The organism is Agathobacter rectalis ATCC 33656 (assembly GCF_000020605.1).
In the GTDB taxonomy this organism is placed as follows: Bacteria; Bacillota; Clostridia; order Lachnospirales; family Lachnospiraceae; genus Roseburia; species Roseburia rectalis.
In genome coordinates, this window is record NC_012781.1 from 250351 (window position 1) to 274728 (window position 24378).

The 24378-nt window shown below is 37.9% G+C and carries 24 protein-coding genes, 2 pseudogenes and 1 riboswitch; of the genes and pseudogenes, 20 read left to right on the plus strand and 6 right to left on the minus strand.

Going from position 1 to position 24378, the window contains the following annotated elements:
* The first annotated feature begins 79 nt into the window (after nucleotides 1–79).
* Nucleotides 80–670 (plus strand): ECF transporter S component, encoded by a 591-nt coding sequence (locus EUBREC_RS01190; RefSeq protein WP_012741187.1) that lies wholly within the window; start codon nucleotides 80–82, stop codon nucleotides 668–670.
* Nucleotides 671–734: 64 nt separating this feature from the next.
* Here EUBREC_RS01190 and EUBREC_RS01195 read toward each other — a convergent pair whose 3' ends face one another.
* Nucleotides 735–1400, minus strand: coding sequence for a phosphoribosylanthranilate isomerase (locus tag EUBREC_RS01195; protein WP_012741188.1), 666 nt, complete (start codon nucleotides 1398–1400; stop codon nucleotides 735–737).
* 474 nt (nucleotides 1401–1874) lie between these two features.
* On the opposite strand from EUBREC_RS01195, the gene EUBREC_RS01200 reads away from it, so the two are divergent.
* Together EUBREC_RS01200 and gloA2 are read left to right on the plus strand one after the other, a co-directional pair.
* Nucleotides 1875–2900, plus strand: coding sequence for a M42 family metallopeptidase (locus tag EUBREC_RS01200; protein ID WP_012741189.1), 1026 nt, complete (start codon nucleotides 1875–1877; stop codon nucleotides 2898–2900).
* Nucleotides 2901–2959: 59 nt separating this feature from the next.
* On the plus strand, nucleotides 2960–3340 hold the full coding sequence (gene gloA2 / locus EUBREC_RS01205) for an SMU1112c/YaeR family gloxylase I-like metalloprotein (RefSeq protein ID WP_012741190.1): 381 nt from the start codon (nucleotides 2960–2962) through the stop codon (nucleotides 3338–3340).
* 604 nt (nucleotides 3341–3944) lie between these two features.
* On the opposite strand, the gene EUBREC_RS01210 is transcribed toward gloA2, so the two are convergent.
* Nucleotides 3945–5258, minus strand: coding sequence for an IS30 family transposase (locus EUBREC_RS01210; protein WP_041253786.1), 1314 nt, complete (start codon nucleotides 5256–5258; stop codon nucleotides 3945–3947).
* 245 nt (nucleotides 5259–5503) lie between these two features.
* Nucleotides 5504–5608: riboswitch (cyclic di-GMP riboswitch) on the plus strand.
* A gap of 42 nt (nucleotides 5609–5650) precedes the next feature.
* Here EUBREC_RS01210 and EUBREC_RS01215 point away from each other — a divergent pair.
* The 9 genes and pseudogenes from EUBREC_RS01215 to EUBREC_RS01255 all read left to right on the plus strand — a co-directional run bounded on the left by EUBREC_RS01215 (nucleotide 5651) and on the right by EUBREC_RS01255 (nucleotide 13181).
* On the plus strand, nucleotides 5651–9211 hold the full coding sequence (locus tag EUBREC_RS01215) for a cellulose binding domain-containing protein (RefSeq protein ID WP_012741193.1): 3561 nt from the start codon (nucleotides 5651–5653) through the stop codon (nucleotides 9209–9211).
* Nucleotides 9212–9286: 75 nt separating this feature from the next.
* Nucleotides 9287–9490 (plus strand): DUF4926 domain-containing protein, encoded by a 204-nt coding sequence (locus tag EUBREC_RS01220; protein ID WP_012741194.1) that lies wholly within the window; start codon nucleotides 9287–9289, stop codon nucleotides 9488–9490.
* A gap of 91 nt (nucleotides 9491–9581) precedes the next feature.
* Nucleotides 9582–9800, plus strand: a complete 219-nt coding sequence (locus EUBREC_RS01225) for a hypothetical protein (protein WP_012741195.1) — start codon at nucleotides 9582–9584, stop codon at nucleotides 9798–9800.
* A 21-nt stretch (nucleotides 9801–9821) separates the two neighbouring features.
* Nucleotides 9822–10403: a hypothetical protein gene (locus tag EUBREC_RS01230; RefSeq protein ID WP_012741196.1), complete on the plus strand. Its 582-nt coding sequence runs from the start codon at nucleotides 9822–9824 to the stop codon at nucleotides 10401–10403.
* A 225-nt stretch (nucleotides 10404–10628) separates the two neighbouring features.
* Nucleotides 10629–10997, plus strand: a pseudogene (gene rhuM / locus EUBREC_RS01235) (RhuM family protein); the annotation flags it as partial.
* 187 nt (nucleotides 10998–11184) lie between these two features.
* Complete coding sequence (locus tag EUBREC_RS01240; protein WP_012741199.1) at nucleotides 11185–11604, plus strand: PPC domain-containing DNA-binding protein; 420 nt, start codon at nucleotides 11185–11187, stop codon at nucleotides 11602–11604.
* Nucleotides 11605–11750: 146 nt separating this feature from the next.
* Nucleotides 11751–12257, plus strand: a complete 507-nt coding sequence (locus tag EUBREC_RS01245; RefSeq protein WP_012741200.1) for a hypothetical protein — start codon at nucleotides 11751–11753, stop codon at nucleotides 12255–12257.
* 10 nt (nucleotides 12258–12267) lie between these two features.
* A complete protein-coding gene (locus EUBREC_RS01250) occupies nucleotides 12268–12912 on the plus strand; it encodes a DUF1287 domain-containing protein (RefSeq protein ID WP_041253789.1) in 645 nt (214 codons plus the stop codon).
* A 56-nt stretch (nucleotides 12913–12968) separates the two neighbouring features.
* Nucleotides 12969–13181, plus strand: a complete 213-nt coding sequence (locus EUBREC_RS01255) for a DUF6199 family natural product biosynthesis protein (protein WP_015517695.1) — start codon at nucleotides 12969–12971, stop codon at nucleotides 13179–13181.
* 295 nt (nucleotides 13182–13476) lie between these two features.
* Here the strand turns inward: EUBREC_RS01255 and EUBREC_RS17255 are convergent.
* Together EUBREC_RS17255 and EUBREC_RS01265 are read right to left on the minus strand one after the other, a co-directional pair.
* Nucleotides 13477–13773, minus strand: a pseudogene (locus EUBREC_RS17255) (ATP-binding protein); the annotation flags it as partial.
* Between the two features lie 93 nt (nucleotides 13774–13866).
* Nucleotides 13867–14916, minus strand: a complete 1050-nt coding sequence (locus tag EUBREC_RS01265; protein ID WP_012741205.1) for a LacI family DNA-binding transcriptional regulator — start codon at nucleotides 14914–14916, stop codon at nucleotides 13867–13869.
* Between the two features lie 308 nt (nucleotides 14917–15224).
* Between EUBREC_RS01265 and EUBREC_RS01270 the strand changes: the two genes are divergently transcribed.
* The 6 genes from EUBREC_RS01270 (at nucleotide 15225) to EUBREC_RS16795 (ending at nucleotide 21155) form a co-directional block, all read left to right on the plus strand.
* Nucleotides 15225–16679 (plus strand): glycoside hydrolase family 32 protein, encoded by a 1455-nt coding sequence (locus EUBREC_RS01270; protein WP_012741207.1) that lies wholly within the window; start codon nucleotides 15225–15227, stop codon nucleotides 16677–16679.
* A gap of 1 nt (nucleotide 16680) precedes the next feature.
* The gene (locus EUBREC_RS01275; RefSeq protein ID WP_012741208.1) at nucleotides 16681–17982 is read left to right on the plus strand and encodes an ABC transporter substrate-binding protein; all 1302 of its coding nucleotides are present in this window, start codon (nucleotides 16681–16683) and stop codon (nucleotides 17980–17982) included.
* A gap of 64 nt (nucleotides 17983–18046) precedes the next feature.
* On the plus strand, nucleotides 18047–18934 hold the full coding sequence (locus tag EUBREC_RS01280; protein ID WP_041253791.1) for a carbohydrate ABC transporter permease: 888 nt from the start codon (nucleotides 18047–18049) through the stop codon (nucleotides 18932–18934).
* Nucleotides 18931–19758 (plus strand): carbohydrate ABC transporter permease, encoded by an 828-nt coding sequence (locus EUBREC_RS01285; RefSeq protein ID WP_012741210.1) that lies wholly within the window; start codon nucleotides 18931–18933, stop codon nucleotides 19756–19758. The genes EUBREC_RS01280 and EUBREC_RS01285 overlap by 4 nt, the downstream gene beginning before the upstream one ends.
* 29 nt (nucleotides 19759–19787) lie before the next feature.
* Complete coding sequence (locus tag EUBREC_RS01290; protein ID WP_041253792.1) at nucleotides 19788–20891, plus strand: glycoside hydrolase family 172 protein; 1104 nt, start codon at nucleotides 19788–19790, stop codon at nucleotides 20889–20891.
* Nucleotides 20892–21029: 138 nt separating this feature from the next.
* Complete coding sequence (locus tag EUBREC_RS16795) at nucleotides 21030–21155, plus strand: hypothetical protein (RefSeq protein ID WP_012741212.1); 126 nt, start codon at nucleotides 21030–21032, stop codon at nucleotides 21153–21155.
* A gap of 325 nt (nucleotides 21156–21480) precedes the next feature.
* Here the strand turns inward: EUBREC_RS16795 and EUBREC_RS01295 are convergent, their stop codons facing one another.
* Together EUBREC_RS01295 and EUBREC_RS01300 are read right to left on the minus strand one after the other, a co-directional pair.
* The gene (locus EUBREC_RS01295; protein WP_012741214.1) at nucleotides 21481–22068 is read right to left on the minus strand and encodes an NADH peroxidase; all 588 of its coding nucleotides are present in this window, start codon (nucleotides 22066–22068) and stop codon (nucleotides 21481–21483) included.
* A gap of 63 nt (nucleotides 22069–22131) precedes the next feature.
* The gene (locus tag EUBREC_RS01300) at nucleotides 22132–22518 is read right to left on the minus strand and encodes a Fur family transcriptional regulator (RefSeq protein WP_015517705.1); all 387 of its coding nucleotides are present in this window, start codon (nucleotides 22516–22518) and stop codon (nucleotides 22132–22134) included.
* 210 nt (nucleotides 22519–22728) lie between these two features.
* On the opposite strand from EUBREC_RS01300, the gene EUBREC_RS01305 reads away from it, so the two are divergent.
* Both EUBREC_RS01305 and udp read left to right on the plus strand, forming a co-directional pair.
* Nucleotides 22729–23490, plus strand: a complete 762-nt coding sequence (locus tag EUBREC_RS01305; protein ID WP_012741216.1) for a DUF6128 domain-containing protein — start codon at nucleotides 22729–22731, stop codon at nucleotides 23488–23490.
* Nucleotides 23491–23590: 100 nt separating this feature from the next.
* The gene (gene udp / locus EUBREC_RS01310; RefSeq protein WP_012741217.1) at nucleotides 23591–24373 is read left to right on the plus strand and encodes a uridine phosphorylase; all 783 of its coding nucleotides are present in this window, start codon (nucleotides 23591–23593) and stop codon (nucleotides 24371–24373) included.
* The last annotated feature ends 5 nt before the right edge of the window (nucleotides 24374–24378 follow it).

Sequence of the window (24378 nt, forward strand, 5' to 3'; positions counted from 1 at the left end):
GAGAAAAAAACTGATGCATCATGCTTGGATGTAAGCAGCAGATTTTGAATAGTTACATATAATCAAATGGAGGCATTTTATGAGAAACGAAAAAGTTCAAAAACTCACACTTACAGCACTTATGGCAGCTTTATCATATGTCATATTCACATTTTTACAGATTAAGGTCACATTACCGGGTGGCAGCGCCACATCCTTTCACCTTGGCAACGCAGTCGTAGTACTTGCAGCTTTGCTCTTAGGCGGAGTATACGGAGGAATCGGTGGAGCAATCGGAATGACAATCGGTGATTTACTTGACCCGATATATATCACCGGAGCACCAAAGACATTTTTCCTCAAGCTTATGATTGGTGTTATCACCGGTCTTGTAGCACACAAGCTTGGAAAGATTACATATTCAACAGACAAGAAGCATGTATTTAAATGGACAGTCCTTGCAGCATGTGCAGGAATGCTCTTCAACTTTATTTTTGACCCGATAATAAGCTATTTTTACGATATGCTTATCCTCGGAAAGCCGATGGCACAGCTCAAAATCGCATGGAGCGTGACCACAACAGGAGTCAATGCAGTGATATCGGTGATTGCTGCAACAATCGTGTATGTGGCACTGAGACCGGTGCTCATCAAGGCAAATCTGTTTTTCAAGATTGGCAAAGAAAAATAATAGTTACATAATTTCATAAAAAAATCCACATACATCATGTTGAAAGAGATGTATGTGGATTTTTTTATGATTTTATTGCCGCAACAAAATCATGTATCTTGTCCGGATTCTTACCCGCTTTGTCATCATTTTCCACACCTGATGATACATCGACTCCGTCAGGATGCACGGCTTCAATTGCCATGCGCACATTGTCTGGATTTAAGCCACCTGCGAGCAGCAGCAGCTTTTCATCGCGGGGGATATTGTCAACCAGCTTCCAGTCAAAGGTTTTTCCACTGCCGGGTTCGATGGCATCAAACACATAGCCTGCGATGCGTGAATCGTTGTGATACTTTTCATAGCTGTCCATATCAGAGACATTGAAGGCTTTAAGAATCGGGATAGCTATTGCTGCCTCCGCCTCTGTCTCCGGAATTTCCCCATGTATCTGGACATAGTCAAAGCCTGCAGCCTCAATCTGCCTTATCTGCTCTATGGATGGCGAAACGACAACCGCAACCCTTTTGATGGAAGCATCAAGGGCTGCCATAATATCCTTTGCCTGTTCGATGGATATATTCCTCTTACTCTTTGGAAAAAATAACACCATACCCGCAAAATCAACGTGATTTTCGTTGAGATACCGTGCTTCAGCAGGTGAAGTCAGACCGCAGATTTTTATTTTTGTGTTGGAATTTGTATTTATATTATTATCACTAATTTCTTTAGCTGTATTCTGTGTATTCATATCCTAAGAATAGCATTGTTGCAGGTTGATCGCAAGTGGATATATTTTAAATTATTGAGCATTAATTGCAAGTGGATTTACGTTAAATTATTGAGTATCGTTCGCAAGCCGCGGGTACCCTGGAGCACACACTATCCCGCGAAAGCGAATAGCGGAGCTGCTTAGAGACTGTAGAATTGTGCTATGTAAAGCAGAAATGCCGAGGCATGGACGCCGAGGCAAGGAGAAATCGAGCCATGGATGGCGAGTTTCGACGGTTTCGTCGAGTTAAGAAAACCTTGGGCACAATTCGTACAGCCTCTTAGCTGCGTAGCGTAGCGAACGTGGGATAGTGTGTGCACCATGGTACCCGCGGTTTGCGAACAGGTGTACTACTACAAACAACTACAAACAACGGTTAATACGGATTGCATGCGCAAAAATGAGATGTTATAATGCAGTTAATAAACAGTAATAAAGCAGGAGATAACAATTATGTCAACAGAAAAGATTAAAGAATATATCGGAACACAGCTCAAAGCACTCACATCAATAGCAAGCCCTACAGGTTTCACAAAAAATGCCACAGACTATCTGATGAAGCAGCTTGAGGCTATGGGATATGCGCCACAGCTTTCAAATAAAGGAAATGTCAGCGTGGAAATCGGTGGAGTTGGAGCACCTTTGGTATTGGCAGCGCATGTGGACACGCTTGGAGCCATGGTTCGCTCAATAAAGGATAACGGACGTTTGCGCCCAACAACTATCGGTGGTCATCAGTGGAGCACAGCAGATGGAGAAAACTGCATGGTTTTTACGCGTGATGGCAGAATGTACACAGGCGTGGTGCTAAATACAGAGCCATCGGCACATGTGGCAGATGAAAAGGTCGAGACAAAGGAAGAAAATATGGAAATCCTGCTCGATGAAAATGTAAATGATAAGCAGGGGGTGGCGGCACTTGGCATCCAGACAGGGGATATTATCGCCATGGATCCGCGCACAGTCATCACGGAGAGCGGCTATATCAAGAGCCGTTTCCTTGATGATAAGCTGTCAGCCGCCATCTTACTCGGTGTGGCTCATGCCGTAAAGGAGGAGGGCTGGAGGCTAAACCGCAAGGTCACACTGCTCTTTACGGTTTATGAGGAGGTAGGCCATGGCGGAAGCTTTGTACCGGCTGATACTGAGGAGATGATTTCCGTAGACATGGGCTGCGTTGGAGCAGACCTAGGCTGTACAGAGCATATGGTTTCAATCTGTGCTAAGGACTCAGGCGGACCTTACAACTATGAGCTTGTTACAGAGCTTTCAAATCTGGCAAAGAGCGAGGGGCTTGACTATGCAATCGATGTTTATCCGCACTACGGCTCTGATGTTGAGGCAACACTGCACAGCGGATATGATATCCGTCATGGGCTTATCGGTGCAGGAGTTTATGCATCGCATAACTATGAGCGCTCACATATGGATGGCGTGGAGAATACTTATAAGCTTTTGAGAAAATATATTACAAAATAGTATCATTGTGATACATTATTTCATGTATTCAAACAAAGTAGGAGAGAGGTAAATACACCATGAATTTAAAAAAAGTTCATCATATTGCCATTATTGGGAGCGACTATGAGAAATCAAAGCACTTTTATGTGGATCTGTTAGGTTTTTCTATTATTCGAGAAAATTACAGACCGGAACGTGATGATTATAAAATTGATCTTCAACTCGATGAGATAGAATTAGAACTTTTTATCATTAAAAATTGTCCGAAGCGTCCAAGTTATCCAGAGGCTTATGGTCTCCGGCATCTTGCCTTTGCTGTAGATTCGGTCGATGATACTGTAAGAGAATTGAATAAAAGGGGCATCATAACTGAGCCGATTAGACTCGATACTTACACAGGCAAAAGAATGACATTCTTTCATGATCCGGACAATCTACCCTTGGAAATTCACGAATAAGGTATTGCAGTTAAAAGATGTGCCCTGTTTTTGGCTGTGATTTTATAAATTTAAATGTGTAGGGAACAGAAACTTTGAATTCTCACTTGAGGTATTTTTAGGGATTTAATAACTGTTATATCTTGTTATAAAAATCTCGGCAGACCCTTGAAAACACTAAAGTTTTTGTTGGTGTCCTATTCATCACATCTTGTATCGTGTTATACCGTTTTACCCTTGGTTATGAACCCTCATAAGGGAAAAAATAAGGGAAAGAAAATCTGGTAACAATTTGTAATAAATTATAAAAATAGCAGTTGGGACTGGATGAGATGCTTTTAATACATTTCAATGAAAGGGATAAACAAGACAGCTAACTTGAAAAAGTAAATTCCAGTGCAGAAGTAAATTCCACACTCATTTAAAAGTTCTTGATTTTCTAAGAGTTTTATAAGCTCAAAACGCTTATTTCTGTTATAATAGGAGTAACTTCTTGGAAAAAACTGATTTGATGGTATGACAAACGGACCACTGGAAGGTAGTGTGCGAGACTAAATTCCACCGGTCATGTGAGGAAAATGTGAAAGTTTAATTTCCAGTCCGACAGCAGATTTCTAAGTGGTTGTTAATGGTTGAAGCGAATCAGCTTAGGCGTTAGATTGACCAAATCAGGGTCAATGCGCTTAAGCTGAAATGCGTTTAGGGTTTCTTTTCCGAGTGTCTCTAATGCGGCGTCATAAGGCGTGCTTCCATTAAGACTTTCCCTTGGAGTGGAGTTGATGTGATTCACGATTAGATTCACATCCCATTGTGTCAAAAATTCAAAACTAGTTCCTTTGGGAAGCACCATGCGAAGCATGGTGTGAGCTTGCTCAAGACCTCCTTTTTGTCCGCTACGCATGGGATCACAATAGTAGATGCTGGTACGCTGAATTTCATCCAGTCCTGTTTCAAGAGCGACAGGATCTCCGAATTCTGAACCTCTGTCTGTCAAGATATATTCAAAGACAGATAAGAACTCATAGGTGCCCATACGTTTTTCTAAACGGTCAAAAATAAGCCGGACAGCGCCTTTAGTACAACGATTCAGGAGAAAGGCAAGGAACAGCTTTTCCTTAGTGAAGAAAAAGGTCAGTAACGTCTTGTTGGATTCTCTGGATGAGTGTACCGTATCCATTTCTACAAAAGAGGATAACCGCAGCTCACTAAAATCACTGAATAACCTTTTCTCGAAGACGGTTCTGTTTGTAATCTGTGTTTTATGGCACTTTCGTGGCTTGAAGCCGGGCTTACGTTTTAAATCAATGTTTCTGGCTGTAAACAGACCTTGATCCAGATAGGTGTACAAGGAACGGACTGACATATCCAGTTCTGGATGATTGGTAATGATTTGATATGGAGATTGTCCCTGCTCGATTAAAGGAGAAACAATGCCATCCTTTTTGCGTAATTCATGTTTTGTCATGTTTATACCGGCTCTGGAACCGGAAAGCTTTTCACGGTATTTTCTATCAGCAAAACGTGCATCGTATCTGTATTTCTGGGCGATGGTGCAATGATTTATCTTTTTTGTGCAGCCATTACAGACATAGGGCGCCTTATCCAGTCTTTTGCACTGTTCCTTCACAAAATCCTTGCAAGTTTGATTACAGGTGGGGCAGGAAGTGCATTTTACATCGCAGAGAATGATTTTTCCGCAGACATTGGTTTTCCGGCAATGGAAGCGATGAATACAAAAGTTATGGGCATTATAGAAAGTACCTTTGTGATACCAGTCGGATAGACGGTGAGCCCTTACTTCTTTGGAAATGGTTGTTGGATCCTTGCAAAGAAAGCGGGCAATGTTCTTAAAGGTTTCTCCCTTGTTCAGTTCGTTTTCGATATAGATACGGTCTTCAAGGGAAAGGTGCTTCTGGTTTCCTGGAATATATTTACTCATGGATATCCTTCTTTCTACTGCTGTCAGAAAGAAAGATAACCTTACCATTTTTATATGAAAGAGTAAACCTTTACTGTGCGGGAGTAAATTCCACCACCAAATGTGGTGGTGGAATTTAAAATTTCATTTTTGGATAAACAAGACATCTGTAAAATTTGTTGAAATATGGTAAATAATATAGTATACTTTTGCAGTGAATATATCTTTAGTGAAAGGAAGTGAGACTGTATTTTATTAAGCTAATAATCAAATTAGGGCAAACTTATGGAAACGTAAGGACGCAAAACATGAAGTCTAAGTAATAAAATAAAATACACGTATTTTATTATATTGACGGTTCGGTTGCAATGGTTATCATTGCAGCTTTTTTAATTTTAGGAGGTTAATGTATTATGAAGAGATTAAAACAACGAATCTTAGCAGGGGTGCTTGCATTCGTAATGTGTATTAGTACAGTAAATGTAACTGCATTCGCTCAGGAAAATGAAACGACCAGTGAAATTCAGGAAATTATTGCAATTAGCGAAGCGGGAAGTGAAAATGAAGTATCGACAGAAAATATTGAAATAACAGATACTTCTGTTTCGGGAAATAACGTGGAACCAGTTGAAGATAAGCCACGTAATAAAAAGCATAAAAAAGTGGCGAATGAAAAAGTTTATGAAGGTGAAAATTATAATGTTACATTTTCGGTAACATCTTCTTGGGAATCCGGTTATAATGCAAATGTCAAGGTTGAAAACACAGGAAATGATACGATACAGAACTGGTATTTATCATTTGAATATGATGATCAAATTACCAATATTTGGAATGCAGAGATTTCTACACATGAAGAAAGTCAATATATTATTAAGAATGCCGACTGGAATCAGGATATTGTTGTTGGAGGAAGCATAGAATTTGGTATTTCAGGTAGTACAGCATTTAATGAGTTCCCAGAAAATTTTAATGTTGTAGGAGAAAATAAAGAGGTTCAAGAGGAAGATTATTCTGTACAATATCAGGTTGATAGTGATTGGGGAAGTGGTTTCACAGGTAGCATTCAGATTACGAATAATACGGACAAGACATTAGAAGATTGGGTGTTAGAGTTTGATTTTGAAAGAGAAATAACAAATATTTGGAATGCTGTTATTGAGTCCCACGAAGGAAATCATTATGTAATAAGAAATGCCGGATATAATGCGAATATTACTGCCGGACAGAGTGTTTTGTTTGGATTTAATGGACATGGTGGTTCAGCAAATAATGTAGCAGAAAATTGTGTATTATATTCATGGGAAATAGATACTACTGAATATGTAGAACTTTCTGATGGCAAGATTGAAAAAAATTATTTGGAAAGAGCAATATACACAAATTTATTGTTACAAGGTTTGTCGATTGATAATATCCGGTTGGCGGATGATTACGATGAAGATGGTTTGACATTATCACAGGAATATGAATATGATACCAATCCATTTTCAAAAGATACGGATGAAGACGGATTAAATGATTATGAAGAGATTAATCTACATAAGACAAATCCTATAAAATACGATTCAGACGAGGATGGAATGAGTGACGGAACAGAAATCGCTTGTGGATTGAATCCTTTAAGTTCTGATACAGATGGAAATGGAGTTATAGATAGCCAAGAAATCGTAACACAAGCGGTTAGAATAGACACGGTGGAACAATATCAGCTTCAAGAAGTTGGAACATTACCCAATATTCAAATAACGGGAAAAGGAGATTATAGTCAAAAAATATATGCAACGGCATTGGAAAATGATGCTACAATAATGGATATTGACTGTCTTGTAGGAACTGCGTTTGATTTTATTCATGATGAAGACTTGTCTTTTGAAAATAGTCAATTAACATTTACAATCAGTAATGAAATTTTGAAAAAAAATAAATTAACCGACTTAGCGATTGCTTGGTACAACGAAGAAGAGAATGCACTTGAATTATTAGACACAACACATAATATGGACAATTGCACAATATCAGCAGAAGTTAGTCACTATAGTACTTATATGGTAGTATCGGTGCCTGATTATTTTTTTAATATTGATTGGGAAAATGAAGATAGTATTATTGAAGCAGGCAAAGCCGATGTTGTATTTGTGATTGATACTACTGGTTCTATGGGAAATGAAATACAAAATGTTAAAAATAACATAGAGACAGTTGTATCTAGTCTGGAAGAAAATAAGGTTGATATTCGCTTGGGACTAGTAGAATATAGAGATATTTATGCAGATGGAATTGGTTCCACCAAAAGTTATGATTGGTATACAAGTGTATCTTCCTTTAAAAGTGAGTTAGCTACTTTGGGTGTAAGTGGTGGTGGAGATACTCCGGAGTCCGTAGTAGATGCGTTGTATTGTGCAAGAAATATGGAATATCGTACAGGAGTAAAAAAATATGTAATACTTTTAACAGATGCAAATTATAAAAATGGTACATCTGTAGATTCTGGTGCAACACTTACAGATGAGATAAGAAGACTTGTAGAAGAAGAGCTTGTTGTATCGGTGGTTACAACGCCATCTTATTATTCTACATACAATAGTCTTGTTAGCCAGACCGATGGAGTTACTGCAAATATTAATCAAAATTTTGCATCTGCACTTGCTCCATTAATTACTAAAATGGGAGAACAAGTAAATCAGGGATGCTGGATAAGATTATCCAACGGTTCTGTTGTATCATTAGACAAGGATCCTACTTTAGGAGATGAAACCATTGACACGGACGATGATGGTATACCAGATATCATTGAATTAAAGTCCAGTTACAAGGTGCATGCTTATAACCCGTATACAAAGAAAATGCAGGAAATTGATACATGGTCTTTTTACAGTAATCCGTCAAAAAGAGATACGGATGGTGATACATTAAGTGATATCGATGATTTGCAACCAACAAAATACGATACTGTTGTTATAAAAGAGAATGATTCATCTATTGCGTTTAATACAGGAAGAACCTGGTACAATATAAGTTGCACATCTTTTGATTATTTAGACAATTTAATGCAGATGGTAGATGGAAAAGTAGACAACCCGATTCCAATAGAGCAATTTCGGCAGATTATTCAAAATGTAGCGAATAATGAAAAGCAAGCCTTTACCATTGAGGAACTAACGTATATTGCAATCATGAATAATGAAGGTTCCAAGTTATATATGCATAATTTGTCGTCAGTCACAAGGGAAAATGTATTCCAGAAAATTGCTGGTAGAGAAAGTCGTTATTATAAGCATAGCGGTATATGGTGGAATGAAAATTGGAGTGAAGTTCCAAAAGGAACTGAAAGTGGTTTCTTTAAAGGAACGGTTTTATCGGAAGCAGATATTAATCTATCTTGGGAAATTTATTGTGTATGTGATGTATATACAGTATTAACAACAGTAGCACAAGTTGGTGCGTTAGTCATTGCAATTGTGGTAGTGGCCGAGGTTACACCTGTTGTTCTTGCCAATATTCAAGGGCTGGCATATTATGTAAAAACATTTGGAATTGTTCAAGGAATTCAAATGTATCGGTATTTGGGAATTCAGAACTTGCCAAACGGTGTAATTTCATGGTTGCAAATGGATATGGCAGATGGAGACAGTTCTGTAGATGATGTTGCATTAGCCATTCAAAAAGAAAGTGTAGAAAAGAAATTGGACACTTACTTATTAAATAAAGATCATCCTGTAGGAGGTTCTAAAGCGAATTGGTTTGAAAAAGCATTAGGTTTTACAAAAGAAAATGCAGGACAACTTGCAAAACAGATTGTATTTGATGAAAATGTGGCTGTCCAGACGGCTGTTACGGAACATGGAATTAAATACAATCAGTTGATATCTATAGTAGGAGCGAATGGGAAGAAGATAGATGTTGTATTTGTGTGGATAAAAAACAACGATGGATTTGTAAGATTGGTTACTGCGATACCAACAAAGAAGTAGGATAAATATATAAAGATTTAGTTCTATTGAGCAGATTGAGATCTTTGAGTATTGTAAGAAAAGGTGAACGCATTTATGTATGAAGAATTGCAAGTAGTAAAAGCGACAAAAAATTTATCAGACAAAGTTAAGATGGGATGTATTGGTACAATTTTATATGTATATTTTGAAGAAAAGAGAGGATATGAAGTAGAGTTTGTCAACGATGACTACGAAACATTAGACATCTTAACCGTAGGTGAGACGGATATTGAAATCGTAGAAAATAATATGAGATAGACAAACTGGAGAACAAGCTTTGGCAATATCACACTCAGGTAATTCACAAAAATATTTTCAGACATTTGTTAATGTGTAAAAGGTGGAAGGTATGTGGGCCAATATTGAAATAGAGTTGCATATGAAGCCAACCTGTCTGAGCCGAAGAATAAAAACGCAGATATTGAAAGATGCATATTTAATGAAAAATGGAGATGTTACCGCTGTTGTTTGGGAGTTTTTTAGAAGTGATATTACTGGTCGGGGTGGTGCAACTCAACAATTACTTGATTTCTTGACACAAAATGGAATCCAGTATGTTATTCATTAACAGTTATAAGAGGTGACATGTATGCAATATAATGGAATGACCCCGCCGTTTGAACTTATATCATTTGAAGATATGAAGAAAAAGCAAGCTGAACAATATTTTGTATGGTATATTGATACCATAGAGCAGAGGATACAGAATTTAGAAAAGTATATTAATTTAACGGGAACGCGTATGGTATTGGATAAAACACCCAATTCATTAATTGAATTATGGGATTGGTTTTCAAATCATATTGAGGTGTGTACAAAGGATGAACAAGAATTAATGTTGGAATCAGCTATGCGTCCAGATTGGATAAAAGCACATATTATGAGCGATAGACGAAAGCTGTCTCTAAATACAATTATGATAGCAGTTGATATTTCAGCGTATTTTGGAGAAGTATTTATTAAGAATAATCCCAACATATATTGGGGTTATTTATCAAAACCAAAGAAACTTCATGGTGTAAATAGACCTAGACTATTGGGGTTTGCTGGAGATATGTCAGTTTATGCGTATGGTCGAGTTGAGATGTGTATTTGGAAGACAATAGAGACAGTAGATAATATGCATTTGTTTAATATGTATCAAGTATGTTTGAAAATGATACAATCATAACTTCTTTCTTTGTTTCGAATTGTAATATTTAACACAATGCAGAGGGGCGATTTTATCTCGCCCCTTTATCTCTGCTTTGGTAAGGTCGGTTGACGTTCTGCTTGTCAGCTTGCTCTTGATATCGTTGTATCTTTTTGTGTATGGTTTCAGGTTTCGGAGATTTCTCTCCGTAGGTTTCTTCCCACTTGGCACCTTCTTTCTGATATGCGTCTGTGGCACGCTGCGCGGTATAAAACGCAGACTATTCTTATCAATTATTACAATCTGGACGCCATTATTTCCGTTGGTTACAGGGTAAACTCCATTCAGGCAACCAGGTTCCGTATATGGGCAACCGGTATTTTGAAGGAATATATGATAAAGGGCTTTGCTATGGATGATGAGCGCCTGAAACAGGGTAAAACAGCTTTTGGAAAAGATTATTTCCGTGAATTGCTGGAAAGAGTTCGCTCCATCCGTGCCAGCGAACGCAGAATATGGCAACAGATAACGGATATATTTGCCGAGTGCAGCATTGATTATGACAGAGATTCAGATACTGCATATCATTTTTATGCCACCATACAGAATAAATTCCACTATGCCATTACACACAAGGTGCTGAAGTAGCTTTTTATAATTTAGGCGAACTCAATATAAAACAATGTAGTGGTTGTTGTATTATCCCGTGATGATGAGCAAAGCGGTGACAGCAACAGTATCATAAACCAGAAGAAAATGTTGGAGAAATTTGCAACCGAACAGTTATTAAATCTCAATCGAAAGTTACGGAGGAAACATAATGGAATACAGAAAATTTGATAATATAATAATAGCGAGAATTGACAAAGGGGAGGAGATTTTGGAGCAACTGAAAGCAATTGCCATAACTGAGAATATAAAGCTTGCCAGTATTAATGCTCTTGGAGCTATCAATGATTTCACAGTCGGAGTATACAAGACAGATGAGAAGAAATATTACTCAAACAGTTTTAAAGGCTATTATGAAATAACATCGCTGACAGGTACAATCAATACAATGGATGGAGAATATTATGCACATCTTCATTTGAGTGCCGGTAATGAAAAAGGTGAAGTGTTTGGAGGACATCTGAACAGAGCTGTTGTAAGTGCAACTTGCGAGCTCGTTATTACGGTAATTGATGGAAAAGTTGACAGAGTTTATGATGAAGAAACAGGACTTAATGTATTCAATTTCTGAACACTTTTTGGTTTTTCATAATAGTATCTACAACTGTTGTTATTTTTATTTGTGGTCGATATTATTTTGCACACAATAAAAGCTATAAAAATGAGGCAATTGATTATGCAAAATGGGAGAACTTTGCAAAAGTAATTAAAAGAGCAATGATCGCATGTGAAAACAGCGGGCACAGTATTCCAGACGATTTTCCTGAAGTCAGGAAAATCGTTGAAGCTGGAGTCACCACGAACCCCAAAAAAGATTATGAACTGTCAAGATATGCATGTTATCTGATCGTTCAGAATGGAGATCCAAGAAAAGAGGTCATTGCATTAGGACAGACTTATTTTGCAATCCAGACATACAGACAGGAGGTTGCTGACCATTTTAATGAACTGGACGAAGATAACAGAAGACTTGTTGTCAGGGGAGACATCAAACAGTGGAATCAAATGTTGGCAGAGACAGCACATAATGCAGGAGTTATTACGAATGAGGAATTTGCGATTTTTCAAAATGCCGGATATATGGGACTATATGGTGGATTAGATGTTGAAGGTATTTTGGCAGCAGTTTATCAGAGTGTGTTTGGTGGAGATGTATATCTGTCATTAGAGGAAAAAGTAGCTAATTTATTATTTAATGAAATTGGTAACTCGCAAGTTGTTTAATGGAGAATGTATGAAGAAGAGAATAACGCTTATTGTTTTTTCGGTGCTAATAATTGTTGCTTTATATGTGTTGTATTGTTTTAATTATATTCCACATAAAAAATATACAAATGCAGATTTCAATATAGAAGCTTACAAGAGCAATATTGATAAAGACAATGATGGCATAGATGACCAAACAGATATATTAAATAATGCAAATAATTACATAAAAACTAATCCAAAATATAAAAGCAAATATTACAACACAGGTTATCCAGATGATGAATATGGGGTTTGTACTGATGTAGTAGCTTTTGCTTTAAAAGATGCAGGATATGATTTGATGGTATTAGTAAATGAGGATATAAAAAACAATAAAGAATTATATGATATAGATGCCGTTGATAAAAATATAGATTTTAGAAGAGTTAAAAACTTAAAAGTATATTTCGATAATAATGCAATAAGTCTTACTACAGATATAAATGAAATAGAAGAATGGCAAGGTGGAGATATTGTTGTATTTAAAAAACATATCGGCATTATATCTGACAAGAGAAATCGAAAAGGTATATGTTTTGTTATTCATCATGCAAACCCATATCAAATATATTATGAAGAGGATATACTGGAACATCGTGATGATATCATAGGACATTATAGAATCAGTTAAACAACTCCCAGTTTTTGAAACTGAGAAATCGGAATTTGCTAAAGGAGATGGTAAATATGTGGTGGTCTATTGGTGGTGGAATCATAATCTTTGCGTTAGGTATGTTTATCTTCTTAAAGCCGGGCTTAATATGGAAATTAACAGAAGAATGGAAATCTTATCGTGCAGATGAACCATCTGAGTTTTACTTGAAAACAACAAAAATAGGTGGTATTCTATTTGCCCTATTTGGAATTATTATGATTATGCTTCCGGTTATTTTGGAGTAATAAATTCAAGTTTGCAGAACTGACCAAAAATACAAACAGTTCGTAAAAGCATATTTTTACGAACTGTTTTTTTGCGTATTTACGGCTTTCTTTTTCTCAATAATAAAATAGGTAATGGCAATTCTTACCAGTATTTGATATTGTAAAGTTACCACACAAAACAATTCAATACAGAAAGACACCACCGCCCATGAAAAGACTACCATTTGAACGCTTTTCTGACAAGCGGTTTTATTATGCTAATGCACCTCCATGTAAGCAGGGGGGTTCATTAACTACTGATATTTCACCCTGCTTATTCTTGTAGTAACCAATCGGCTATATCGTGAATTTCGATTCCTTCATAACTATATTGGGGATGTTTGGTTCTGGCAATAATCATTTTCGGATAAGCATCTCGAACCTGAAGCAGAGGAGAGTGTTCTCTCTCAAATGTTTCCTGCCCGGAAATGTTGTCGCTGACCTGAATATAAATCTTCTCGCTGCCTCTCTGAGCAACAAAGTCGATTTTCTTTTGATAGAGCTTGCCGACATAAACATCGTATCCACGGCGAAGAAGCTCGATGCAAACGATGTTTTCATATAGTCGTCCGCTTTCAAAAACACAATTATTAACTCGACTTTTTGACAGGCAGTGTATCAACAATAATCTTTCCGATATATCAATATAAATATAATTGAGTTATTAAAAAGATGTTATATTAGTCGAATTTCGAATGATCAATTCTGTTTCATATTGACAGAAAACATGAGGGCAATTAGGATGCTGAATTCTTTCAAGAATTTGTCTTGCAGCAGCAATACCTAGATATTTCTGAGGAGTGCTTATGGTTGTCAATGACGGTGAAATTCTGGAAGCAGCAGGGATGTTATCAAATCCAACAACACATATATCTTTGGGAATCTGGAAACCAAGGAACTGCAGTGCGTATATCAACTGGATAGCAGTCCAGTCATTTCCGCAGATGAATACATCTGGCAGTGATATCATAGCTTGCAAATTATTAACTGTGGTCTGAAAATTCCGAAAATCCTCCGGCGTTTGATGAAGAAGGCAATTCTTCTGATTAAGTGGAAGCTGATGTTCAGCAAGACACTCGGATAAGGCATTATAACGTTCCTGGAATCCACGGCTTACATTAGGGGAATAGAGGTCTCCAACAAAACCAAAGCTTTCAGCTCCTTTTTCTATAAGTTGATTAATTATTTTTTTTAGATTCTTTTTACTTTCCATTGTGACTACATCTATTCCATTTAGTTCTTCAAACGGAACATTTGGCATATCTACAGATACAATTGGAAGATTAAATTGTGAGAGGGCATCGCATACAACTTTATCACAGATCTCAACAAGAATAATTCCTTTGATAGAAGAATCAGAAATAGTTTGTGGGAAATTGAGTTGTTTTAGATCACTGTCGGACATGATACTGATTGCCAGATGATAATTCGCATTTGAAAGAATCGATTCAATTCCTCGTAAAACGGTGGTCCAAAATTCGGAGTCGGAAGCGTAAGTTCTGGTAAGGAAAAGAATCGTCCCATTGCTGCCTGTTTCGGAGGCAGGTATGACAGGGGTGGCGAAAGTGGCATTTTTATAACCAAGCTTAGAAGCTGTCTTTATAACCAGATTTCTTGTATTTTCAGATACCTCAGAACTGTTTTTTAAGGCTTTTGAAACAGTATTTCTGGAAAGCCCCAGATGATCAGCAATATTTTGAATGGTACATTTCATAGTAAACTCCTTTTATATTGTATTTATATGTTTCAGATATAGTATAACACAAAATGCACGAATTGCAAACAATACAATATAAAAACAAAATGCACAAAATGCACGGAAAAAGAAGAGAATAATATAAATAATGCACAAAAAATATGAGGCTAAAATATAGAAAAGAGGGAAAAAGAGAAAATACTGTGCAAAAACTTGAAACAATGCAAAGAATATGATAATGTAAATGCATGAAACGAAATGTGCAAATGGTGCAAAAAGGAGGGCAAAAATGAGGCAATTATTTTATAAACAAAAGGAGGGTAAAAATGGGGCGATTATTTTATAAACCAGAAAATGCCTGGGTTGGTGATTTGATTCCATATTATGAAAACGGAACCTATTATGGATTTTATCTTCATGATCCAAGAATACGTGATAAAGAATATGCCGAAGATACTACATGGCATCTGATTGAGACCAAAGATTTTGTTAATCTGGATTATAAAGGTGAATCAATTGCAAGAGGTGGTATTCATGATGCCAACAAGAACGCATATACAGGATCGGTTATCAAATGTGAAAAAGATGGATTGTATCATGTTTTTTATACCGCTTATAATGAGGATTTTAAACTTCGCGGTAAAACAATTCAATCTGTAATGCAGGCCACAGGGAAAAATCTGGAAAATTTGGAGACAGTAAAAGATTTTTTGTTTGTCTCAGATGGAAAACAGTATGAAGAGTTTGACTGGAGAGACCCTTTTGTTTTTTGGAATGACGAAGACCAATGCTATTATATGCTGTTGGCGTCAAGAGTGACGAACAGAGGAGATCTCAGGGGTGGATGCATTGCATTGTGTAAGTCCGAAGATTTAATAAACTGGACTTATGAGAAACCTTTTTATGATCCTAAAATGTATATTACGATGGAATGTCCTGAACTGTTTAAAATGGGCGAATATTGGTATCTGGTATTTTCAACATTTTCAGATCAGTTTACAACACATTATCGTATTTCGAAAAACTGGAATGGCCCATGGGAAATACCTGATGATGATGTTTTTGATACAAGAGCTGATTATGCAATCAAGACTGCTTCTGATGGCAAAAGACGATTTGCTTTCGGATGGATAGCGAGCAAATATGGAAATACTGATTTTGGTCCATGGGAATGGGGCGGAACAATGAATTTTCATGAAATAATTCAGAATTCGAAAAACGGAGAACTTAGAATTAAAGCTATTCCGGAAGTGCTGGATTATTTTTCGAAAGAGATTGAATTGAAAAAAGAAACTTTATATAACTGCAAGATGGTACAGGCGCAGGATGGAGTCAGCGTTGAAAGTGATACGCTGGGGGCTCTTTTATATCCTTTAGAAGGTGATACTTTTGCGTTGGATATGGTAATAAAGCCTGAGAGATACCATGAATTTGGAATTGCGTTACATGTGGATAAAGAACTCGAAACGGGTTATTTCTTACGTATGAACCCTAAAAATCAATTAGTTGCATGGGATATGTGGCCAAGAGGAGAACAGGGAAGATATCAGTGGCAGATAAAGGGAGATGTTCCTTATCAGATAGAAACTGCAAGAAAACTGCCAAAAGCGGAAGAATATCGAGTTCACATCATAAAAGAAAAAGATATCTGCGTAGTGTATATTAATGATGAAATTGTTCTTTCGACCAGGATGTATAATCATAAAGATGGTTATGCAGGTATTTATGTAGTACAAGGCGATGTAAAATTAATTCAATATAAAGAAAAAAGGAGCGAGTAATATGAGGAAAAAGATAATTAGTGCTATGTTGGCATTGTGTATGGCTGGTAGCTTATTAACAGGATGTGGGACGTCTGCTGATGCAGAAAAGAAAAGTAAAGACAGCGGGGACGTTACTACCGTAAAATGGTTTACGTCAAGACCGGTTGACGGAGCGATTGATCAGGTAATGCATGAAATCGCAGATGAATACAGTGAGAAGATGGGTGGAAAATGGAAGATTGAATTTGAAACTACAGCTGATAGACCATCATATTTGCAGAAACTGAAAACATTGATTGCAGGTGGAAATATGCCGGATATCATTGATATTGACGCAGATCCGTATTGCCAGGAACTGGTTGATGCAGGAATGCTTGTAGATGTAAAAAAATTCCTGAAGGATAATGGTAAATATGATAGTTTTTATCCGACTGCTCTGAAATATCAGGAATTTACAGACGGATCCATGTATACACTTCCATTGGAATATCATGTTGAAATGACCTGGTATAATAAGGAAATTTTTGACAAATATGGTTTATCAGTACCGAAAACTATGGATGAGTGGCTGGATGTATGTAAAACGTTGAAGGAAAATGGAGTAACACCAATTTCAGTAGATGGTGTTGACAGATGGCCGGTACAGAGATATCTGGCAATGATGCCGTTTAGAGAATCTGGTAACGATTATATTATCAATCTTCGTGATGGAAAAGAAAAAATGGCCGGAGATGAAGGTAAAGAGGCAGCAACATTCATGAAGAATATTGGACAGTATTTTAATGATGGATTTGCAGCAACGGATTATGCAACTGCACAGTCGATGTTCCTGGATGGAAAATCCGCAATGTACTACATTGGTGATTGGGAGATTGCAGCTATGCAGGACGCTTATAAAGCTGGAAAAATAGATTATTTCTATCTTCCAACTATCGAAAACGGAAAAACAGATGCAAGTGAATTTTGCGTAAACTCTGGAATCGGAATGGCATTCAATGCAAAAACATTTGATGCAAAAACCAAAGACTTTATACTTTACGTACTGGATAACTATGGTGAAAAATATGCAGCAAAACAGCAGATGTCACCAATCAAAACAGAACTTCCGTCAGATGTAGAATTCTCAGATCTGTATCTTAGAATTCGTGATGATATGGATAAAACAGGTGCGCAGTTCCTGAAACCATGGGATACATATCTGGATGCAGATACTAATACAACTATGCAGGATAATTTATTGCTTCTTGCATCCGGGGATATGTCAGTTGATGATTTCTGCAAACTGATAGATGATTCTATTGCAACCAACGCGAAAAACTAAGGATGTTTGATGTCTGGGAGAAGACTCTCCCAGACATCCTGTATTTAAAACCATGGAGGGCAATATGGGCGTAATTAAGAACAGAAAATGGTTTTTTATATTTTTATTACCTGGACTGTTATTTTATATTTTGTCAGTTTTTTATCCAATTGAAGAGTCTATTAGGTTAAGCTTTATGGAATGGAACGGAATTGGTGATAAAACTTTTGCAGGTCTGCAAAATTATGTTACAATGTTTCATGATCCAACATTTTATAAATCATTTTTAAACAATCTGATTTATCTTCTTATTGTGGTAGTTATGCAGCTTGGAATCGGACTTGTTTTTGCTGTATTACTGACTTTTATGAAAAAACATGTGACATTTGTTAAGACTTTATACTATGTTCCTTGTATTATCACAACTGTAGCTATCGCACAGCTGTTCAGAAGTATGTATGCAACAGAACCTATGGGGCTGATAAATCAGTTTTTTCAGGCTATAGGAATGGAAGGAATGGTTACTTCCTGGCTGGCAAATATTCACACTGCACTTATGGCAGTGTCAGTGCCAGAAGGCTGGAGATTTACAGGAATGTATATGGTTATTTTTTATGCAGCGTTAATTTCGCTTGATCCATCTGTATACGAAGCAGCAAAAGTCGATGGTGCAACAGATTTCCAAATTCTGTTAAAAATAAAACTTCCATTGATTAAGGATATTATTCTTCTGACTCTTACTATGTGTTTGACAGGTGCGCTGAGAGGATTTGATATTCCATTTCTTCTTACAAGTGGAGGACCGGGAAATGCAAGCGAGCTGCTCTCTACATACATGTATAAGAAAGCATTTTCCAATAACCAATATGGTTATGGTAGTGCTCTGGCAGTGTTTATCATTATTGAAAGTATGTTGGTGGTATTTATACTTCGTAAAATATTTTCAGAGCGGAAGGAGTGTAAAGAATCATGAAAAAGAAAATTGGAAAAATTGTATTTGCGATAGTTATTCTTGCCTTTCTGCTTATTCAGGTTTATCCTATAATATGGCTTTTTATGGCAAGTGTTAAGCCGACGATAGAATTGTCTACAACGCCGTTTGCTTTGCCGAAAGTGGTGACATTTGAAAACTTTATAAAGGTATTTTCAGATGGAAAAATAGGCATTTATATGTGGAATAGTTTAAAAGTAACGGGAATCTCACTGATTCTGATTATTTTTCTCAGTTCGACAGTAGGCTATGCATTGTCAAAATTCAGAATACGTGGAAAAAAACAAATTTATAAATTTTTTACGTTCGGAATCATGGTGCCAGTACAGATTACATTGATTCCACTGTTTATTTTCTATAGTAAAATGGGAATCTTGAATACAAGTTTTTCACTGATTTTACCACAGGTTGGATTTGCTCTTCCTCTGGCTGTGATGATGTTTGTAAGTTTCTATGATTTTGTTCCGGATGAGCTGGTTGAGGCGGCTATTGTAGATGGATGTAATCCAGGTGTTACATTTATAAAAATTGTGTTTCCATTGGCACGAAATACAATAATTACAATTGCATCCATGTATAGTATTCTTATATGGAATGATTTTATTTTTGCAAATACATTTATCAGTGACAGTAATGCAAAAACAGTTGCAATGGGATTGAAGGATTATGTGGGAGCATTTGGTAATGTAGACTGGGGTTTAACATTTGCAGCTATCGTTATATCTATACTTCCACCACTTATTATTTATTTTGCACTTAATAAATGGGTTACTGCAGGTATGACAATGGGAGCAACTAAAGGTTGATAAATAGAATGATATTAGGAGGATATGAAATGATATTTCCGGGAGATATCTCAAAGATGCCCTATCTGACACATGGGAAAAGCAGAGCAATTAATGCTGAGAACAGGACAGGAGAAAAAGGAAAAGGCGGGATGGCAGCCAGCCCGCTTGGACCTTCACGTAAGGGAAGCCCGTGTTTGAATAATATTCAACCGGGACAGGAAGAAGTTTTGGCAGATATTGAGGGGCCAGGTGTGATCCAGCATATATGGATAACTGTTGACAGTAAGACCTCGGAAGGTGACTGTTTTGTACTGAGGGATCTGATTATGCGAATGTACTGGGATGGAGAAGAGAATCCGTCGGTAGAAGTGCCATTGGGTGATTTCTTCTGTTGTGGATTTGGCCAGGAATGTATTGTGAATTCTGCTATTATAACTGTTGTTCCATCACGAGGACTTAATTCTTATTTTGCAATGCCATTTCATAAACATGCTCGCATTACTATTGAGAATCAGCATAAAAATCCAATACCGGCCTTTTTTTATCAGATTGATTACTGCCTGTATGATTCGCTTCCAGAAGACACTTCTTATTTTCATGCTCAGTGGAGAAGGCAGGCAATCACTGAAATTGGAAAAGATTATGTTATTCTTGATAATGTAAAAGGAAGTGGCCATTATGTAGGTACTTATCTGGGACTTTCAGCTTTGCAGAGGTACTGGTGGGGAGAGGGTGAAGTTAAATTCTACATTGATGGAGATGAAAAATATCCAACAATATGTGGAACAGGAATGGAAGACTATTTCGGAGGTTCCTGGAGTTTCGCATCAAATGAAAATGGCAGAATTGTAGAACAGAATTATTCTACCCCATATTTGGGATATCCATTTTATTCCAGACATGATTCACTTGTTTGGAATCAATATCATAATGATGATTGTCCGCCAATGCGTGGATTTTACAGATGGCATATCCCTGATCCTGTATTTTTTGAGGAAAATCTGAAAGTAACGGTACAGCAAATAGGGGTTAGTCATAATGGATTGTTTGAGCGACAAGACGATCTTTCAAGTGTGGCATACTGGTATCAGAGTGAACCTCATCAGAAGTTTAAAGAACTACTACCGGTAGAGAAGAGATGGCCAAGATAAATGTTATAGGAAAAGTCCTGCATTACTTTTTACGAGTGAGGCGGGACTTTTGTGAGTGTTATTTGAGCGGTTCAAAATCAACAGCGAGAGTGTAATATAAAGTGCGGTATCTTTAAGAAAGAAGTTTCAGGATTAAATATGGCAGAAATAAAGAACTCGGAATCAGATATGAGCACTCAGCAGAAAGCTGAGCAGGACAAAGAGAAAAGAAGAGAAGAAAGAGGCAAAAAGAGCAAAAAGACAGCACTACAGGGAACTGAATGAGCCACCAAAACTCACCGTGCTTGAGGAAGTGGGAAATGCAGTCACACATGGAATAGGAGCAGGACTGATTCAACATTGCTGCTGTGAATTGAGATTCCAAAGCGTTTTTGAAGGATATACATTTGACAAATTACAGATTTACTTTCAGCTACGATGGCACCCACTATCACGGCTGGGAGATCCAATAAAAGTTATAAAAAAGATGAAACAGACTGATAACTTCAAGTTTGCAGAACATGACCAAAATAAAACCAGTTCGTAAAATGACATTTTTACGAACTGGTTTTTGAGTTGCATTTTCAAATAATATTTATCTATTTTGTAATTAACCAAAATATCTGTCAAGAAGTCCCTTAAGGGCTCTTCCGTGTCTAGCCTCGTCACGAGCCATCTCATGAACTGTATCATGGATTGCATCGAGGTTATTCTTCTTAGCACATTTAGCAAGGTCAGTCTTTCCTGCTGTAGCACCGAACTCACAGTCAACTCTCCAAGCGAGGTTGTCCTTTGTAGTAGCCTTCATGTTAGGCTCAAGGTCCTCACCGAGCATCTCTGCAAACTTAGCTGCATGCTCAGCCTCTTCGTAAGCTGCCTTCTCCCAGTAGAGACCAATCTCAGGATATCCCTCACGATGAGCTACACGAGCCATGCAAAGATACATACCTACCTCAGAGCACTCGCCCTCGAAGTTAGCCTTTAACTGCTCGAAGATGTATTTCTTATCTTCATCAGAGATTTCAGGATTGTTCTTAACAGTTGAAGCGTATACTCCAAACTCATGCTCTGCAGCAAGTGTTAAATCTCCCTCAACCTTCTTGAATTTATCTGCGCCAACGTGGCATACCGGACACTCTGCCGGTGGATTCTCTCCCTCATAAACGTATCCACAAACTGTACAAACCCATTTTGCCATAATAATGTTCCTCCTTTTAAAGATAGTAAATAAATGTTTAATTGTTGTAAAAATTGTCAGGCTCTAGGAAAGCTCATTCTTGCAATCCGGGCAAAGTCCCGTAAACGAAACTGAGCAGCTCTCAATGGCTAAATCAGTGGATTCCTGCACCTGTGTCATCAGCTCATCGGCGAAGTCCAAATCGATATCCATCACGCGTCCGCAGCCTCTGCATATAAAGTGATAATGAGGCGCTGTGTTGTAATCGTAATGGTCAGGACCGACTCCGGTCGAAATCTTGATGATCTCACCAATTTCCTCAAGCAAGGAAAGGTTTCTGTAAACAGTTCCAAGACTGATGTTTGGAAATTCTTTTTTGATATTCTGATAGATAGTTTCAGCAGTCGGATGATCGGTCCGGCTCGCCAGAAAGTTGACTATCGACTCTCTTTGACGACTATACTTAATCATATGAATCTCCTTTTTAATGAAATCAGGAATTGTTACTGATATCAATATACATGATAGTACTATAATTGTCAAGAGGAAAATAAGAATAATTCCTATTTTATTTTCACAAGATGGCTCGAATAGCTATAAATCAAGTATAAATTAATAATACACATAATATCACTGCTCCACTCATAGAATAGTACAAAACGCGCAGGCGGGTAAATAAGCATGAAGAGATTCGTTACATACCTGTATTTATATGATGGCAGAATAAAAGGAAATAATGCAGGCTTTATAAAAGTAGAAATAAACGGAGAAAAAAGTGCATTTCTCGTACAGATAAAAAATCTCGGAAAATACTCTGGAAAAGGAAAAGTGTATCTGGTATATGAAGCGGAAGAATCCATAGAGGCAGGAGAGCTTACGGTAAAAAACGGTGAAGCGCGAGAGATATATAATGTAGATACCGAAAACGTAAAGGACAGTGGAAAGACATTTTTGCAGGTGCTCGGTGTAAAAATAGAACTGGAAAATGCAGATGAAAAATTTCTGGCAAGTTGCTGGACGGATAACACGGAAGCAGTAATAGGAAAACCACTCAAGGTACAAGCAGAGTTATCAAATAAGAGAAACCCTGTATCGACTCCTAAGCCTGAACCGGGCTGTCAGAAAGAGGTTCATAGTCAAAATGTTGATGACAGTCAGGACAAAATCCGGCGCATAGACATATCAGAGCTTCGCACGCTTCCGGCCAAAAACTGGTACATAGTCAACAACAGCTTTCTTACACACGGTTACGCAAACTATAAGCATCTCGTCATCAAAACGGATACAGATGGCAGGCAATATCTCGGAGTGCCGGGCGTGAGCGAGCCGCAGGAGCGCATGATGGCAGGGATATTCGGCTTCACGGAATTTGAGCCGGCCGCCCCGGCAAATGCAGCGGATGTCGATAGCGGAGTGTTCGGATACTGGTTCTGCCCGCTGTAGTTTTTATAGATTGTAAGAAAATGTCCTTTCCTCTGCACAAAACCACAGAAATTGTGTATAATTAAAGCTAACAAAAGAAAACTGTGGGAGGTGGCATTACATGAAAAATTATTCAAAGGATCCTGACAGACAGTATCATATCCAGGTCGCAAAGGGAGAGGTCGGCAGGTATGTTATCATGCCGGGAGACCCGAAGAGATGTGTTAAAATAGCTCAGTACCTTGACAATCCGGTCTTGATAGCTGACAACAGGGAGTTTATCACATACACCGGCACATTGGATGGAGTGAAGGTCAGTGTGACATCGACAGGCATTGGCGGACCATCCGCATCTATAGCGATGGAGGAGCTGTACAGATGCGGTGCAGATACCTTCGTGAGGATCGGAACCTGCGGAGGCATGCAGACAGATGTGAAAAGCGGTGACATCGTGATTGCGACAGGCGCCATCCGCATGGAGGGCACATCAAAGGAGTATGCGCCGATAGAGTTTCCGGCTGTGGCAGATTTAGATGTCACAAACGCGCTTGTTGCGGCAGCAAAGCAGAAAAACTTTACGCATCACACAGGCGTGGTGCAGTGCAAGGATGCATTTTACGGACAGCACGAGCCCGAAAAAATGCCGGCAGGCTACGAGCTTATCAATAAATGGAATGCATGGAGGATGCTTGGCTGTCTTGCGTCAGAGATGGAGTCAGCCGCGCTTTTTGTCGTTGCGGCAAAGCTTGGAGTCAGGGCAGGTTCATGCTTCCTTGTGGTCGCAAATCAGGAGAGGGAAAAGCTCGGGCTTGAGAATCCTGTGGTACGCGATACTGACATGGCGGTTCAGGTGGCGGTTTCGGCAGTGCGAAATCTCATTAGTGAGGATTGCGCCGGAGAATAAGTCAG

Excerpts from the sequence above, each read along its gene's own strand:
- EUBREC_RS01190 (WP_012741187.1), top strand. The coding sequence starts at position 80 with ATGAGAAACGAAAAAGTTCAAAAACTCACACTTACAGCACTTATGGCA.
- EUBREC_RS01195 (WP_012741188.1), bottom strand. The coding sequence starts at position 1,400 with ATGAATACACAGAATACAGCTAAAGAAATTAGTGATAATAATATAAAT.
- EUBREC_RS01200 (WP_012741189.1), top strand. The coding sequence starts at position 1,875 with ATGTCAACAGAAAAGATTAAAGAATATATCGGAACACAGCTCAAAGCA.
- gloA2 (WP_012741190.1), top strand. The coding sequence starts at position 2,960 with ATGAATTTAAAAAAAGTTCATCATATTGCCATTATTGGGAGCGACTAT.
- EUBREC_RS01210 (WP_041253786.1), bottom strand. The coding sequence starts at position 5,258 with ATGAGTAAATATATTCCAGGAAACCAGAAGCACCTTTCCCTTGAAGAC.
- EUBREC_RS01215 (WP_012741193.1), top strand. The coding sequence starts at position 5,651 with ATGAAGAGATTAAAACAACGAATCTTAGCAGGGGTGCTTGCATTCGTA.
- EUBREC_RS01220 (WP_012741194.1), top strand. The coding sequence starts at position 9,287 with ATGTATGAAGAATTGCAAGTAGTAAAAGCGACAAAAAATTTATCAGAC.
- EUBREC_RS01225 (WP_012741195.1), top strand. The coding sequence starts at position 9,582 with ATGTGGGCCAATATTGAAATAGAGTTGCATATGAAGCCAACCTGTCTG.
- EUBREC_RS01230 (WP_012741196.1), top strand. The coding sequence starts at position 9,822 with ATGCAATATAATGGAATGACCCCGCCGTTTGAACTTATATCATTTGAA.
- EUBREC_RS01240 (WP_012741199.1), top strand. The coding sequence starts at position 11,185 with ATGGAATACAGAAAATTTGATAATATAATAATAGCGAGAATTGACAAA.
- EUBREC_RS01245 (WP_012741200.1), top strand. The coding sequence starts at position 11,751 with ATGATCGCATGTGAAAACAGCGGGCACAGTATTCCAGACGATTTTCCT.
- EUBREC_RS01250 (WP_041253789.1), top strand. The coding sequence starts at position 12,268 with ATGAAGAAGAGAATAACGCTTATTGTTTTTTCGGTGCTAATAATTGTT.
- EUBREC_RS01255 (WP_015517695.1), top strand. The coding sequence starts at position 12,969 with ATGTGGTGGTCTATTGGTGGTGGAATCATAATCTTTGCGTTAGGTATG.
- EUBREC_RS01265 (WP_012741205.1), bottom strand. The coding sequence starts at position 14,916 with ATGAAATGTACCATTCAAAATATTGCTGATCATCTGGGGCTTTCCAGA.
- EUBREC_RS01270 (WP_012741207.1), top strand. The coding sequence starts at position 15,225 with ATGGGGCGATTATTTTATAAACCAGAAAATGCCTGGGTTGGTGATTTG.
- EUBREC_RS01275 (WP_012741208.1), top strand. The coding sequence starts at position 16,681 with ATGAGGAAAAAGATAATTAGTGCTATGTTGGCATTGTGTATGGCTGGT.
- EUBREC_RS01280 (WP_041253791.1), top strand. The coding sequence starts at position 18,047 with ATGGGCGTAATTAAGAACAGAAAATGGTTTTTTATATTTTTATTACCT.
- EUBREC_RS01285 (WP_012741210.1), top strand. The coding sequence starts at position 18,931 with ATGAAAAAGAAAATTGGAAAAATTGTATTTGCGATAGTTATTCTTGCC.
- EUBREC_RS01290 (WP_041253792.1), top strand. The coding sequence starts at position 19,788 with ATGATATTTCCGGGAGATATCTCAAAGATGCCCTATCTGACACATGGG.
- EUBREC_RS16795 (WP_012741212.1), top strand. The coding sequence starts at position 21,030 with ATGGCAGAAATAAAGAACTCGGAATCAGATATGAGCACTCAGCAGAAA.
- EUBREC_RS01295 (WP_012741214.1), bottom strand. The coding sequence starts at position 22,068 with ATGGCAAAATGGGTTTGTACAGTTTGTGGATACGTTTATGAGGGAGAG.
- EUBREC_RS01300 (WP_015517705.1), bottom strand. The coding sequence starts at position 22,518 with ATGATTAAGTATAGTCGTCAAAGAGAGTCGATAGTCAACTTTCTGGCG.
- EUBREC_RS01305 (WP_012741216.1), top strand. The coding sequence starts at position 22,729 with ATGAAGAGATTCGTTACATACCTGTATTTATATGATGGCAGAATAAAA.
- udp (WP_012741217.1), top strand. The coding sequence starts at position 23,591 with ATGAAAAATTATTCAAAGGATCCTGACAGACAGTATCATATCCAGGTC.